Source organism: Ruegeria sp. AD11(2025) (assembly GCF_056542405.1).
Map to the genome: position 1 here is coordinate 19,929 of NZ_JBQFZU010000017.1, position 14,763 is coordinate 34,691.

The 14,763-nt window shown below is 54.0% G+C and carries 11 protein-coding genes and 1 pseudogene; 9 read left to right on the top strand and 3 right to left on the bottom strand.

Translation table 11 applies throughout. From position 1 onward, the window contains the following. The first annotated feature begins 55 nt into the window (after positions 1–55). The 4 genes from ACR1XY_RS16015 (at position 56) to ACR1XY_RS16030 (ending at position 3,695) form a co-directional block, all read left to right on the top strand. Positions 56–1,027 (top strand): TRAP transporter substrate-binding protein, encoded by a 972-nt coding sequence (locus ACR1XY_RS16015; RefSeq protein WP_480594614.1) that lies wholly within the window; start codon positions 56–58, stop codon positions 1,025–1,027. A 63-nt stretch (positions 1,028–1,090) separates the two neighbouring features. Further along, entirely contained in the window at positions 1,091–1,639 is a 549-nt protein-coding gene (locus ACR1XY_RS16020; RefSeq protein ID WP_480594616.1) for a TRAP transporter small permease, read from the top strand. Positions 1,640–1,648: 9 nt separating this feature from the next. Next, entirely contained in the window at positions 1,649–2,944 is a 1,296-nt protein-coding gene (locus ACR1XY_RS16025; protein ID WP_480594618.1) for a TRAP transporter large permease, read from the top strand. A 208-nt stretch (positions 2,945–3,152) separates the two neighbouring features. Then, complete coding sequence (locus ACR1XY_RS16030; protein WP_480594621.1) at positions 3,153–3,695, top strand: winged helix DNA-binding protein; 543 nt, start codon at positions 3,153–3,155, stop codon at positions 3,693–3,695. Between the two features lie 156 nt (positions 3,696–3,851). Here ACR1XY_RS16030 and ACR1XY_RS16035 read toward each other — a convergent pair whose 3' ends face one another. Further along, positions 3,852–4,763 carry a glutaminase gene (locus ACR1XY_RS16035; RefSeq protein ID WP_480594623.1) on the bottom strand — a complete coding sequence of 304 codons (912 nt, stop codon included), beginning with the start codon at positions 4,761–4,763 and terminating at the stop codon, positions 3,852–3,854. A 366-nt stretch (positions 4,764–5,129) separates the two neighbouring features. On the opposite strand from ACR1XY_RS16035, the pseudogene ACR1XY_RS16040 reads away from it, so the two are divergent. The 4 genes and pseudogenes from ACR1XY_RS16040 (at position 5,130) to ACR1XY_RS16055 (ending at position 8,170) form a co-directional block, all read left to right on the top strand. Further along, a pseudogene (locus ACR1XY_RS16040) lies at positions 5,130–5,774 on the top strand (IS6 family transposase). Between the two features lie 282 nt (positions 5,775–6,056). Continuing rightward, entirely contained in the window at positions 6,057–6,722 is a 666-nt protein-coding gene (locus tag ACR1XY_RS16045) for a pilus assembly FimT family protein (protein ID WP_480594624.1), read from the top strand. A gap of 9 nt (positions 6,723–6,731) precedes the next feature. Further along, positions 6,732–6,902, top strand: a complete 171-nt coding sequence (locus ACR1XY_RS16050; protein WP_480594625.1) for a prepilin-type N-terminal cleavage/methylation domain-containing protein — start codon at positions 6,732–6,734, stop codon at positions 6,900–6,902. A 416-nt stretch (positions 6,903–7,318) separates the two neighbouring features. Continuing rightward, positions 7,319–8,170, top strand: a complete 852-nt coding sequence (locus tag ACR1XY_RS16055; protein ID WP_480594626.1) for a Rossmann-like and DUF2520 domain-containing protein — start codon at positions 7,319–7,321, stop codon at positions 8,168–8,170. A gap of 1 nt (position 8,171) precedes the next feature. Here ACR1XY_RS16055 and ACR1XY_RS16060 read toward each other — a convergent pair whose 3' ends face one another. Continuing rightward, a complete protein-coding gene (locus ACR1XY_RS16060) occupies positions 8,172–10,262 on the bottom strand; it encodes a tetratricopeptide repeat protein (RefSeq protein WP_480594627.1) in 2,091 nt (696 codons plus the stop codon). A 274-nt stretch (positions 10,263–10,536) separates the two neighbouring features. Here ACR1XY_RS16060 and ACR1XY_RS16065 point away from each other — a divergent pair, with 274 nt between their 5' ends. Beyond that, a complete protein-coding gene (locus ACR1XY_RS16065; protein ID WP_480594628.1) occupies positions 10,537–14,439 on the top strand; it encodes a beta strand repeat-containing protein in 3,903 nt (1,300 codons plus the stop codon). Positions 14,440–14,506: 67 nt separating this feature from the next. Here the strand turns inward: ACR1XY_RS16065 and ACR1XY_RS16070 are convergent, their stop codons facing one another. After that, positions 14,507–14,716 carry a hypothetical protein gene (locus ACR1XY_RS16070; RefSeq protein WP_480594629.1) on the bottom strand — a complete coding sequence of 70 codons (210 nt, stop codon included), beginning with the start codon at positions 14,714–14,716 and terminating at the stop codon, positions 14,507–14,509. Positions 14,717–14,763 lie beyond the last annotated feature (47 nt).

The window sequence follows — 14,763 nt, forward strand, 5'->3', positions numbered from 1 at the left end:
AGTGTCAACGTAACATCAGTATATTGCGATAAGCTCAAAAACAGGGAGAAACCAAATGAGTTTTGTAAAGTTCTTGAGTGGTGCCGCGATTGCGCTTTCCGTTTCGTCGACAAGCCTTCTTGCCGAAACCTGGGACATGGCAACGCCGTATCCTGATGCCACGTTCCATACCCAAAACATCAATCAGTTTGCCGCTGACGTGGCAAAAGCGACGGATGGTGCGCTAGACATCAAAGTGCATTCGGCGGGTTCGCTGTTTAAGCACCCGGAAATCTCCAAGGCCGTTCGCAGCGGACAGGTTCCAGCCGGCGAGTTCTTCCTTTCGCTTTTGAACAACGACAACCCCGCTTTCGGCGTTGACTCGCTGCCGTTTCTTGCGACGAACTACGATGACGCTAAACGTCTCTGGGCGGCCCAACGGCCGGTTGTGGAGAGCCTTTTGGACGAGCAGGGGATTATGGTTCTCTACGCTGTGCCATGGCCGCCGCAAGGTCTTTACACAACCAAGCCAATCCCAACAGTCGAAGGTCTGGCGGGGCTAAAGTTCCGCACATATAACTCGACCTTGGAAACCTTTGCATCCATGGCGGGCGCCGCTCCGACCCAAATCGAGGCTCCTGACATCGCGCAGGCTTTTTCCACGGGCCGAGTTGAAGCGATGATCACGTCGCCATCCACAGGTGTAAACTCACAGGCTTGGGATTTTCTGTCCAATTACACCGATATTCAGGCCTGGATTCCCAAGAACATCGTTGTCGTCAACAAACGCGCCTTCCGTCGCCTGGACGAAGCAACCCAACAGAGTGTTTTGAAAGCTGCTGCCGCTGCCGAAGCCCGCGGCTGGGAGATGAGCCGTGCAGAAACCGACGCACAAACTGCGGCCCTTTCTGAGAACGGGATCGACGTGCAGCAGCCGACCGACGAACTGATGAGCGGTTTGCAAGCCATTGGCACCGAAATGCTTGAGGAATGGACCGCATCGTCCGGCGAGGCGGGTGCAGCAATCCTTGACGCCTACAATCAGTAAGACCGCAAAATACACTGGTGGGGGGCGTGATCGCACCCCCGCAAGTTAGGGGAGGAACTAACTATGCGACGCGTACTGGACGCCCTTTACCTTTATAGCGGTGTAGCAGCTGCGATTTTCATCAGCGCCATCGTGGCCATTGTATTCGCGCAAGTCTGTCTGAACTTGACCGATAAAATCTACTCGGCCCTGACAGGCGGCGCACTTGGACTGACAATCCCATCTTATTCCGATTTCACAGGGTTCTTCCTGGCAGCAGCATCGTTTCTGGCGCTTGCCTACACGCTTCGATCTGGGGGCCATATCCGCGTGACGCTTGTAACCGGGCTGATGCCGGCGCGACTGCAACGCGGCTTCGAAGCCATGGCTCTTTTGATTGGTCTGGCAATGACGGGATATGCCACGTTCTACATGCTGGGTCTTGTTGAAGAATCCATTGAGTTCAGGGACATGACATCGGGCATGCTGTCGATCCCGGTGTGGATTCCGCAGGTGCCTGTACTGGTCGGTCTGGCGGTTTTGACAATCGCACTGGCCGACGAACTCTTTCTTGTCGTGCGTGGCAAGGCTCCGACCTATGAGGGTCAGGGCGAAAACCTCCTGAGCGAATAGGAGCGCAACATGACTGTCGGAATTCTCTCTGTCATCCTAATTGTCCTCTTGTTTGCTATGCTTGGGGCCGGAGTTTGGGTCGCCTTCGCCTTGATGGGCGTGGGCATCGCTGCCATGGCGCTATTTTCAAATGCACCGCTTGGCCTGGTGATGGCGACAACAATTTGGGGCCACAGTAACTCGTGGGCTCTGGCGGCCCTGCCTCTTTTCATCTGGATGGGGGAAATTCTGTTCCGCTCCAAGCTGTCCGATGACATGTTCACTGCGCTCTCACCTTGGATGAATCAACTGCCCGGCCGGCTTCTTCATGTGAATATCTTCGGTTGCGGTATTTTCGCAGCTGTCTCGGGTTCCTCGGCGGCAACGGCCGCCACCATCGGCAAATTATCAATCCCGGAACTGTCGCAGCGCGGATATCCAGAGAACCTGATGATCGGCACCCTGGCAGGCGCGGCCACTTTGGGATTGTTGATCCCACCGTCGATCATCTTGATCGTTTATGGCGTTGCCACCGAGCAATCCATCGCTCGCCTGTTCGTGGCCGGAGTTTTGCCAGGACTTTTGCTCGTGGCCCTGTTCGTCGGCTACGTGGCGATTTGGGCCCTTCTGAACCGTGACAATCTGCCGGATGAGGTTTTCGAGTTTTCGTTTCGTGAAAAAATGTACCGGTCTCGACGCTTGGTCCCCGTCATTTTGCTGATAGGTGGCGTGATTGGTTCGATCTATGCGGGTATCGCGTCTCCAACAGACGCCGCCGCCGTTGGGGTTGTGCTGGCATTGGTTCTGTCCTGGCACTCTGGTTCTCTCAATAAAAATAGCTTTGTAGAAGGTCTGATGAGCGCGACAAAAACGTCCTGTATGATTGCGTTCATTCTGACTGGTGCGTCGTTCCTGACAGTCGCTATGGGCTTCACCGGTATTCCCCGCGTACTTGCAGAGTGGATCGGCGGCATGAACTTGTCGACATATGCTCTCCTTGCCGCATTGACCGTTTTCTTCATCATAATGGGGATGTTCTTGGATGGGATCTCTGTTGTCGTTCTAACCACATCTGTTGTGATGCCAATGGTGCAGCAGGTTGGCGTCGATCCTCTTTGGTTCGGTATCTTTCTGGTGATTGTGGTCGAAATGTCCCAGATCACGCCCCCCGTGGGGTTCAATCTGTTTGTTCTGCAATCTCTAACAGGCCGAAACATCCTTGTTATCGCCAAGGCGGCGCTGCCGTTCTTCATTCTGATGATTATTGCGCTGGCGATCATTGTGGCTGTGCCCGGCATCGTCACTTTTCTGCCAAACAACATGTAGGGCGTTATTATGGCTTACTCTTTCAAGCGTTTTCCGGTTCTGCAGGATGATTCAGTATATGCTGCGCAACACAACTGTTCTGCTGTTCTTGCCACACTAGGCAAATGCGCCGCTTCGCTGGCAAAATGCAAATGTTTCGACAGCGTTTCTTGTGCGTTTGCCTGCTGCGCAGTAACATGTGGGAGAACAAAGTAAAGTGAGGCTGGCAGTGACACAAAAAAACAATCCAGACGGAACTGGCGGCAGCGAAACTGCCATTGTGTCATCGTCCCATCTTGCGGACTCCCCGGTTGGCTGGCAGCTCAGCGAGCTGGAATATGCTATGACGATGACATACAACGCCTTTTCACGCTGGATGATGCATTGCATGAAATCTGTTGGGCACAAGGATTTCAATCCGCTCGATATCCTTATCTTGCACAATATCAACCACCGCGGGAAAGAGAAGCGGCTCGCGGACATATCGTTTATGCTTAATATCGAGGACACGCATACGGTCAATTACGCGGTCAAGAAGCTAATCAAAACCCAGTTGGTCGAAGGCGAGAAAATCGGAAAAGAAGTCTTTTATAAAACCACAGAACGTGGACAAGAGGTCTGCCTGGAATATGGCAAGGTACGCCAGGCATGCCTTCTCGACACCGCTGTGGCGGCTGACCGGGATTTTGATGAGATCAGTCATGTTGCAAAAGTGCTTAGAAATTTGTCGGGCCTGTATGACCAAGCTTCGCGCGCAGCGGCATCTTTGTAAGAGGCCGAACCGAGAACTTTCCAAGGTAACTCGACATTGCTGGCTTTTCAGCCTCTGCACCATTGGCCGACGAGGTTATGTCACAGAGTGCCGAAAGGCTCTGGCCTAGGCGCGGTTAAACCTTTTCGCCCTGGAACAAGCCGCTGCGCCGTTTTGTCAGAATACCGACCAACCTGTTTTTTCCGTGAGCATTGCTGCTGCACGTGTGCCAGCCTTAGAATTGCCATATGTGTTCAGACCCGGCGACCAGATTGCGATCGAGGCGACCTTTGGGGCGATAATCAATATCCCGCCTCCAACACCACTTTTTCCAGGCAAACCAACTTGAAAGGCGAAATCCCCAGACCCGTCATAATGACCACAGGTCATCATAAGCGCATTCACGCGACGCGCGTTTAGGGTCGAGACAATATTGGGCGCATCGTCAAAGCCAGCCAGGCAGCGCCCGGCGCGAGCCAGTTGAATCGCGGTCATCTCGATTGCACATTGATGAAAATACGTTCCAAGCGTCAGTTCCGGTGGATTGTCCAGGTTGCCATATGAGGCCAGATAATGCGCCAGTGCCTTGTTCCTGGACCCGGTTTCCTGTTCCGACTTTGCAATCGCCGCATTGATGTGAATGTCGTCGTCTTCGGCCCCGGCTCGGACAAGATTCAGGATTTCTGCCAAGGCAAACTTTGGTTCGCGGCCCGAAAGAAGGGCATCGGTTGTAACGATAGCCCCAGCGTTAACAAATGGGTTTCTCGGACGGCCGCGCTCGCTTTCCAGCAAAATGACCGAATCGAACGATGTTCCTGATGGCTCTCTCCCGACGCGGCTCCAGAGTTGACCGCCAATGCGCCCCAACGTGGCAATCAGGGCGAAGACTTTTGAAACACTTTGAATCGAAAACGGCTGTTGGGCGCGACCAGCCCAATTCGTCTCACCGTCAGGCGTGCAAACACATATTGCAAATTGCTCTGGGTCGACTTCGGCCAATTCGCGTATGTACCCCGCCGGCGAACCCCAGTCGGACTCCCGGTAGATTTGTTCTGTGATGCTTTCCAACAAAATACCAAGTTCAGACATCGCCGATAGCTTTTGGGAAGTTTGTGAATATGCTGCGGCTTCGATACGGCAGTCAGCCCGATTCTGACAATACTCGGTTCCGAAGATGTAGACGCCACATTCTCGGAACTTGGAGCGTAAGCCGCTGGAACCGCGTTGCCAATTCAATCAGCGAAAGCTACGCAACAGAACCGTCATATCCGCGTTCTGTATTTCAACGTGGTTCTGTCACAAATTTCTCTGATGCTTGAAGACGCTTGGTAAAGGGTTCTGTCGCAGACATCGACCCTACCTGTCAGGTCGAGGGCATGTCTGGTCGCGCGCACTCGAACAAGACAGGAGCAGGCTGTGACGATCTCATTATAGGGCACGCATTTTCCGGAAAGCGTGATCTTGCACGCGGTTTCCTTCTATCTGCGCTACGGTGTTTCATATCGGGATCTGGAAGAAATCATGGCCGAACGTGGCGATGATCTGGATCATGCAAAGCTAAACCGTTGAGTCAGCCGATATGCAGGCCTCATTGCTGAAGCGGCTCGGTACAGAAAGCATCCCGTTGACCGTTCGTGGCGCATGGATGAGACATATGTGAAAGTGAAAGGCGAATGGGTTTATCTTTATCGAGTGATCGACAAACACGGCAAGACCCTGGATTTCATGTTGCCCAAGCACCGGAATAAAGCCGCTGCGACGAGGTTCTTTACGCGCGCGCTTGAAGTGCACGGTCTACCGCGCATGATCGTCATCGACAAAAGCGGGGCCAATACAGCTGGCATCAAAGCGATCAACAAGATGCTCAAAAGCATTGGCTGCCCGATCCCGATCGAAATGGTAAGGCGAAAAGACCTCAATAACATCATTGAACAGGATCACCGTTTCATCAAACGACGGATTAGACCCATGCCGGGATTCAAATCTTTCGCTTCAACCGCATCTGTCCTGGCAGGCATAGAGTTCGATAACATGCTCCGCAAAGGTCAATTCACGCCCGGACACCGTCCGTTTCAGCAGTGCGACCAACTGGCAGGGTAAACCGCTCAGCAATTCCACCGATGCTCTGTCATCTAGAAGTTAGCGACGGAACCGTATCGGACCAAATGGTTCAGGTTCAGGATCGCCTCGTCGCTGACCTTCGCCTGCGAAGCGCTTAGATACGCGGGCAATCCGTCCGCTTGATTGCTCCCATGCTCACCCTTGCCATTGGGTTTGGCGTTGGAGGAATCATCATTTCTGCCATCAAGTCATAGAACGATGTTGCATTCTTTCGATAACTCCTTTTCGTCAGCACTCGCGCAGTATGCAGCAGGCTATTCTTTGTTCGAACTGTTAGTTTCTCTTTCAGTCCTTGGGATGGCCGTCGTTATTTCTGCTACAGGGTTTCGCCGACCTCCAGATGGAACGAAATTAGGCCAGTGGGTTTCAGAACTTGCTTCGCGGGTCAGCGAAGCACGTCTTCGTGCAATCAGATCGGGCCAGATGATCGGCATCGCAATAACCGACTGTGACAATGAAACGTTGAATTTGAGATTCATGCCTGATGTGACGGCGGAGGGTGACGAGATTTGCTTGGAGGTCGATGCACGCCAGGAAACTCTAACTCTGTCACCTTTTTCGAACAGTTTTCGAGAGCTTCATCCGATGAATAGACGGGCAGGGTATCCATTGTTTGAGGTACTGATCGCATTTGCGGTTATTATGATGGTGCACGCTGTGGTTTTGCCACGTCAGGCGGAGTTTCTAGAAGGCTCTGCCTCCAGATCCCAAAAGACCGTTGCAGCGGAATTTGCGTATTCCGGGTTGAGTGAACTGGGTATCACGCGGCCTCTGACCATAGGTGAAAGAACTAAAAGAATTGGAAGCTGGACGCTGTGTCAACGCTTCGATCCCTATACTGGAACAGGTTCAAGTTTTGATCTGATGCAATTGGCGATTGAGGTTGAAGATATGGTGGGCAAAGTGCTTTTCAGGCTACTGAATTAGGGTGCCGGAATGAACGCGCGATCCGGCCTCAGCCTTTTCGAGCTACTGATTGCACTGGCGTTGCTCGCCTTGATTTCTGTTGGGCTATCCGGGGCGCTCAGCTTTGCCGTATCGGTCTACGACCGAGCAAGATTTGGTCCTGAACAGAGCGCAAAAGTAGCGTTGAAAGCACGTTTATGATCCTGGTTGTCCAATGCCAATCCACCATCCGGAACTACCCAGTATCCAGTTGAGTTTGTTGGTCAGACAACGCGCTTGGAATTCACGACACGTATTCGAAGGGATTTGCTTCCAATGCTGCCGCTTTGAAGATTTTTGTCAAAGATGACGCTGGCGATCTTGTGATGACCATTGCGAAGGTGAATGACAATGGGGTGTTTTGACCCTGCAACCGACAAGATGTTGCCGCACAAACACGTTTCCTATCATTTTGTGATGGGCAACTGTTATGAAAAGCTTAAACGCCAAGATGAGGTTTTTGCGCAATTCGAAAGAAGCGCTGGCTGGAGATTGTAGGATCTAAATTGCCTTGCCCCATTTGTAGGCTGGACAAATGCTGGTGGACAGAGAGGTTGTCGCAATAAAGAGGTTCGAATATGTGCCCTTTCAAAGTGAATGTCATTGGAGCCGGGCGGGTGGGCCAAACCCTGATCCACTTGCTGGACACTCTCGATGACTATTCAGTGCAGGACGTACTGAGTGCCAGGTTTCAATCCGCGCGAGAGGCAGTCCAACTGACCGCAAATGGGCGGGCTGTGGAAGAGTATTCAGGGCTGCAGCCTGCCGACCTATGGATCATTTCTGTCCCTGACACTCAAATCTTTGCTGCCGCGTCTGAGCTAGAAAGGGTTTTCAGGGATCAAATATCGAATGGCCAACCACCGGTCGCCTTCCATTGCAGCGGCTATTTCCCGGCCGAGCAGATGGCACCGTTGCGTCAACTGAATTGGCATCTTGCAAGCGTGCATCCCGTTTTGTCCTTTGCCGATCCTCTGACGGCACGGGATCAGTTCAAAGGCGCGCTTTGCGGGCTGGAAGGGGACACAAATGCCAAGGAGTTTATTGTGCCCTTGTTGGAAAATATAGGCGCCAAGTGTTTTTCCATCCGGTCAGAAAGCAAAAGTCTTTATCACGCCGCCGCGGTGATCTCGAATAACTTCACAGTGGTATTGCAGGCCATCGCACGTGAGGCTTGGGCCGAAGCAGGCGTTGCCGACAAAGTGGCGCAACAACTCAACACCAAGCTTCTGAACAGTACGGCAGAAAACGTGGCTGCGTTTGGCCCGCAACAGGCCTTAACCGGTCCAGCGGCCAGGGGGGACGACATGGTCGTTTCCAGCCAGGGTGCTGACGTGGCCCGATGGTATCCCTCCGCGGGTGACCTCTATGCGGATCTTAGCAAGATGGCCCGAAACCTGAAGAAAAGCGGTTCCACGCGGGATTCCTAAGTCACCTAGTGCGGTTATCACCGATCGTGTCAATCAGCGGTTGCAGGTGTTTTTCATACCGCCGCCATTTTTCCTTGGATGTCGAATAAAGTGGCTGGCGAACTTGTTGGACGCTAGCGGTGCGGACACGGCGCTTGCCCGAATAGAACTCTAGGCAGGCTTCGGTCCAGTTCAGCCCACAATAGTCAACAATGCCGCGCGCGACGGTGTCGATATCGTCCACCAGCGCTTCGTACCGGATCGTGTGGAATGCACCCTGGGGCAGGGTATTCTGCCAGTGTTCCATGATCCGGACATAATTGTTGTAATAGCGCCCCAACTCGACCTGATCATAGCTGTGCAACTGGCTGCGTTCGAACAGGCGCGTGTAGCAAGACAGGCAGATATCCAGGGGGTCACGGGTGACGTGGATAATTCGGGCGTTTGGCATCAGACCGTGGATCAGCCCGATCATCTGAAAGTTTGCCGGCATCTTGTCCACCACGCGCGGGTAATCCCCCCCAAGGCGCGACAGAACTTCAACATAGTCCTCGGCCCGCCGTTTTAGCTGATCGTAGGAAGCCGAGGCCGTCGCCTGTGGCACATTCGTACGGCCATCGGCCTGACGCCCGAACAGGTTCTGCAAATCGTTCAGCTCTCCGGCCCCGAATACTTGCGGGTGGGCGTCGAGGATGGATTCCGTCAGCGTGGTGCCTGAACGGGGCATTCCGACAACAAAGATGGGTTTTTCACTCGGGATCGCACATTGGCCGAGTTGCTTGATCCTGTCGGCATCGAATGTCGAAATCAAATCATCCGTAAGCTTGTCCGTTTCAGCTGGGTCATATGTGATCAGCGATCTTTTTAAGGCTGCGCCTTTTTGAAACTGCGCGAAAGCTTCGTCATGACGTTTTAACTTTTCATAGCAATCACCCATTGCGAAACGATAGGAAACAGCCTTTTGCGGCAACATCTTATCGGCTGAGGGCAGGGCAGCCTCAAGCGCATGAAAGACCGGGCTGTCTTTGGTGATCGCGTCCAGCCGCGCCAATGAGATTTGCGCGCTGAACGGATCATCCGCCGAGGTCGCAGCCGTGTTGAACAATTGGCGCGCTTTGTCAAAGTCACCCTGTTCCATGGCTAGATGTCCTAGGGCCAGGCGGCTTGCGGTTAGGTCGGGTTTGAGCTCAATCGCTTTGGCATACAGGGTTTGCGCCGTGTCCGTGTCGCCAAGATGCGCCTTAACTAGCGCCATCTGATGGCAGGCGGCGGCATTTTCGGGATCCAGACGTAATGCGTGTTCCGCTTCGATCTGGGCCAGTTTGGGGTGGTTCTTTTCAAACAGAACCTGAGACAGGCCAACATAGCTTTCGGCCTTTTGACCGTTCAGCGAGATCGCGTTTCGAAAGGCGTTCTCCGCCTTGTCCAGATCGTTCTCTAGCATGAATATCCTGCCAAAGTTCCGGTGCAACTCTGCATCGCGCGGCGCTTGCTTGGCGTGGGTTTCGGCAACGGATTGGGCGGCGAAGATGTCTTCGGACTCAATCAGAACCGAGATCAGGTTGTTCGCGGTCTCGGAAGATGCCGGGTTAATCCGTAGGGCCTGTCGGTACAGGTCCGCAGCTTTATCACGATCACCCTGATCGCGGGCGATACTGCCCAGATTGTTGAGGGCCCGGTCAAAGTCCGGCGACAGGGCCAGCGCACGGTCTTGCGATGTGCGCGCAAGCTCAAGCTCTTTCAGATCATAATGAACAAGGCCCAAATTCGAATGGGCCGCCGCGTGGCCGGGTGCCAGCCGCACTGCCCGCTCACCAATGGTGCGGGCCTTTTCCAGTTGCCCGGACGCACGCAATATTTCGGTGAAATTGGTCAAAAAAACCACGTAGTCCGGTCGCAAATTAACGGCGCGGCCAACAGCCTTCACCGCAGGGTCAAATTGTCCGGCCCGAAATGCGATTAGGCCCAGCATGTGGTGTGAGTCCGCGTGTTGCGGAGCGGCTTTGACAATCTCCGACAAAAGAGCGGCGGCTTGCTTCAACTGCCCTTTTTCATAATGCGACATCGCCCGGGCGAATGCTTCCTGCACCGAAATCTGCTGCTGTTCTGCCATGAGAATGCCTCCTGCCGACCAGCGCAGATCTGATTGAGAACCGCTTATTTATAGCGCTGGCGCACTTGTGGTAGAACATTCTTTCCCTGCCGTCCATCCGTTGGCTGGGTCAAGTATTCCCAAGTATCAATACGATATATTGTGTGTTCTTGATGCAATACCACGAAATATTCGAAAGATTTTTTTGGTGGTCATATTTGCGCCCTGCTTCGCTCCTAGGTAGCAAAATGAACAAAAAGTTAACGAGTTATCTCCTAAGGAAGGGACTTCATAAATGAAAGGTTGCGCAACTGAGCGCACACGGGAACGTGTGGCGCGTGGGGGTCGTGTTGTGAAATGGAAAGGGCGGGTGGCCAGTGTTGCGCCATCGGTTTTCCTAGCGTCCGTGTCTGTCGCGGCGTTGTCTGTCGGGATTGCAACAGCCGAGGTGGTATCGGCACCGCAAAACACGCGACAGGTGTTTTTGAATGACGAAGACAACACGATCACGGCCACCGGCGCGGTCACCCTGACCACTGGTGGTGGTCCGGCAGTCGTCATTGATACTGACTATTCCAGCACATTCACTAACAATGGTACGATCTCTGGTCCTTCCGCATCCAGTTCTGTCGGGTTTGGCGTGCTTTTGACCGACGATTTGTTGGCAACCGGACAGATCATCAACAACGGCACAGTCAACGTTAACGTCGATGCCTCGTCATTTGCGGCGGCGCTTGGCTACCTTATGGGTGGGGACTTTGCCGGTGATTTCGTGAACACCGGGACAGTCACCGCCCAGGCGAGCGCGACTTCTACCAATGCAACCGCCCTTGCCGTTCTTTTCACGGGCGGTATCGACGCAACCGGATCATTTTCCAACTCAGGTTCGATCACGGCAAGGGCCAGCGGGTCGGGTGCAAGCAACGCAACAGCCATCGGGTTGCTTTCCGACGGAGACATGGACACGAATATCGTCAATGATGGAACCATCACGGCAGCTGCCAGAGGCGCGAGCACACTGGAAGCAATCGGCATTCTGGTAACCGATAATCTGAACGGTGACATTGACAACACCGGCACAATCCAGGCCACAGCGTCTCAGACTGCCGGTCAAGCCGAAGCCGTAGGTGTTCGCGTTGAGGGCGACGCAAATGGTGCGCTGAACAATGCTGGCACAATTGTTGCCAGGGCCGAGGGATCGGCGAGTGATGCAGTTGCCTGGGGGTATCACGTTGAAGGCAATCAAACCGGAAGCCTCACCAACACCGGGACCATCCGCGCCATCGCCGACACCACGTTTAGCAGCGCGGACGGTGCAGCTGTCTATGTCGAGGGTGACACGACCGGCAATATTACCAACACTGGAACTATAGTTGCCATTGGCAGCGCCTCCGAGTCCGCCTCAGGGTCGGCCTATTATCTGTCGGGCGACCTGAACGGAAGTTTCGACAACTCCGGAACGATTTCAGTTGCCGCGAACGCAACAGCTGGAGAAGCCGAAGCCGTCGGTCTTTATGTCCGCGGCTCGATGACCGGAGATATTGCCAATAGCGGCTCTATCTCGGTCCTCGCTGACGGGGTTTCCTCTGCAACTGCAACGGCGTTTGAAATCCGTGGCGGCCTCGACGGCAGTTTCGTGAATAGCGGGTCGATCACTGTACATGCCACCGATCTGGAGGATGACGAAGCCTACGCATACCTGTTGGATGTCAGCGGTGGGATGACTGGAGACATTTCCAACACCGGCAATATTCTGGTGCGAAGTGATGGATATTCGGACGCCACAGCAATCGCGTTTGATATTTCTGGTGGTTTGCAGGGGAGTTTTACCAATTCGGGCACCATCAGCGTTATAGCGACCGACCAGACCGAAGAAGCCGAGGCTTATGTTCTTGACGTCAGCAGCGGTATGACCGGCAACATCACCAATACTGGGACTATTTCCGTACGCGGTGACGGGTACTCGTCCGCGTCGGTCTACGCGTTTGACATTTCGGGCGGCTTGCAAGGTGACTTCACCAACACCGGCACCATCAGCGTGATTGCCACGGACCAAACCGAGGAAGCCGAGGCATATGTCCTTGATGTCAGCAGCGGTATGACCGGCAACATCACCAATACCGGCACTATCTTCGTAAGAGGTGATGGATATTCATCGGCGACGGTATACGCCTTTGATATTTCGAGCGGACTGGACGGTGATTTCACCAACACTGGTACCATCACTGCGATTGCCACCGATCAGACCGAAGAAGCCGAGGCTTATGGCTTGTATGTCAGCGGTGGCATGACCGGGAATGTTCTGAACTCCGGCTCCATCGACATTGAGGCCCATGGCTTTTCGGAAGGCACGGGTGCTGGGATTTACATTACCAGTGGTCTGGACGGTGATTTTTCCAACTCAGGCTCGATCACAGTTCTAGTTACGGATAACACCAGTTCGGCAGAAGCCTACGGGTTTTATTCCAGTGGCACGACAATTGGTGACGTGACGAATACTGGTACGATTCAGGTGACGGCCCGTGGAAACACCAGCGCCTCTGCGACGGCTTATGGCGTCACTGTTTCCGAACTTGACGGGACGCTGTCTAATTCCGGTGTGATCACCGCCACCGCTACGTCAGAAACCGAAGAGGCGTTAGCTCGGGGTCTCTATATGCGCAACGGAACCGACGGGACGATCCTCAACGGCGGTGGTGTTGAGGCATCTGCCACAGGTTCGACCGAAGCCGAGGCGCAGGCGGTTTTCCTGGACGATACGTTTACAGGCAGCTTTACGAACACCGGCACCTTGACAGCCTCAGCTACGATCACCAATGACACAGACTTCTTTCAGGGGACTGCAGTTGGTGTTCAGGCCGATGACGTACAGGGGACGTTCTCGAACAGTGGTGTGATCACCGCCACGGCATCGGGCGCGGCAGAATCCAATGCCTATGGCCTGTATTTTGAGAATTTCGATGGTGTGATCACAGAAGTTGGTGAGATTTCCGCGACCTCTGACACCGGTGATGCCTATGCGATCTTCCTTGGGACAGGCACAGGGACATTGAACCTTGTCAGCACCGATAAGGTTGATGGTCTGATCCGCGTTCAGGATCACAACGTTAACCTGGATGCAAATGGTGGCAGCGCGATTTTCGAGTTCGAAGACGCCGCAACGGGGTCCGGAACCTTTACAACGACAGTGTCAGATGGTCGTTCGGCCTGGTTCGTGCAGGACGAAGGCGGCGCGGCTCCGATTTATGCCAGCGTTGATTCTTCCGAGGTGCTGACCTCGGGCGATGTCGTAGCCTTCTATGGCAGCACCATCAGCGGTTCGACGAATGCGCTGAGCTATGGGGCGCAGGCTCAGGTGACGCGCAATTCGACCACGGGTCGTATCGCAGGCGTGACATTCGGCCCGTTCCGTCCCTACGTGGCGGTTGACGGTGCCGCACGCCAAATCGAAAACGTGCCCGGGGTTGATACTGATGTCGCGATTTTCAACGGCAGCGCCGGGTTTTCCGGGCAATTGGACAACGGATTGGCGCTGGCACTGGGGCTGGGTGTGTTCCGGTCCAACGGTGACACCGACACCACGGATTTCGACACCGATGGATTCTATCTGGACGCCTCATTGGGTCGCCAGATCGGATCATACACGATCGAAGCCGGGCTGGGCTATGGCTTGTTGTCGACCGAACGGTCGCGCGAGATCACCGGTAGCGCAGACGCGGATGCCGATTACGACAGCACCCTGCTGACGGCTTATCTGGGTGTCGAGCGAGCATTCGACGTCAGTGACGCTTTCGGACTGCTGGGCTTTGGCGATGTCCGCTATACCCGTCAGGACGATGACGGTTATACCGAAACCGGGTCATCCGCGAATGCCACGGTCGGAGACAGCACCACCGAAGTGATCGAAGCCCGTCTGGGTGTCGAGGCCGAGAAGGCGCTGAATACCGGCGGTGTTATTGTCGGACAGCTGTCGGGAGTTCTGCGGCGTGATCTGGGGGACAATGACACGAACGTGACAGTATTCTCGACCACGCAGTCGCTGTCTTTCCCATCAACGGATTTCACCGGCGCCAGTGTGCTGATCGGGTATGAACACGAGTTCGTTCCCAACATGCAATTCGAAGCGAATGCGGAACAGGAAATCGGTAGCGACGCTCAGGGGCCGTTTTTCCAGGCGGGTCTGAGGTGGTCGTTCTGATTTCCGTGTAATACACAAAGAACCGGGCCAGAGCTTAATCAACTTCTGGCCCGGTTTTCGTTACAAGTTAGTTCCCTTTCAATTCCATTATTTCTGTGTTTTGAAAAATTGCACTTGATCTCGCGATAAGCCTTGGACCGCGCGACCTACCCTGTCTTCGATCTCTGACCCAGGTTTTTTCTGCAAGCCATTTGGCAATCTTTTGAGGTTCTTCCAAATCAGGTGAAGGTAACTCGTCTTTCGTAGGTTTGAGCTGTACCAAAAAAAAACGGGTCATTTTGGGGCTCCTTCACAACGACCCATCCAATGCAGTGTGATACCGCT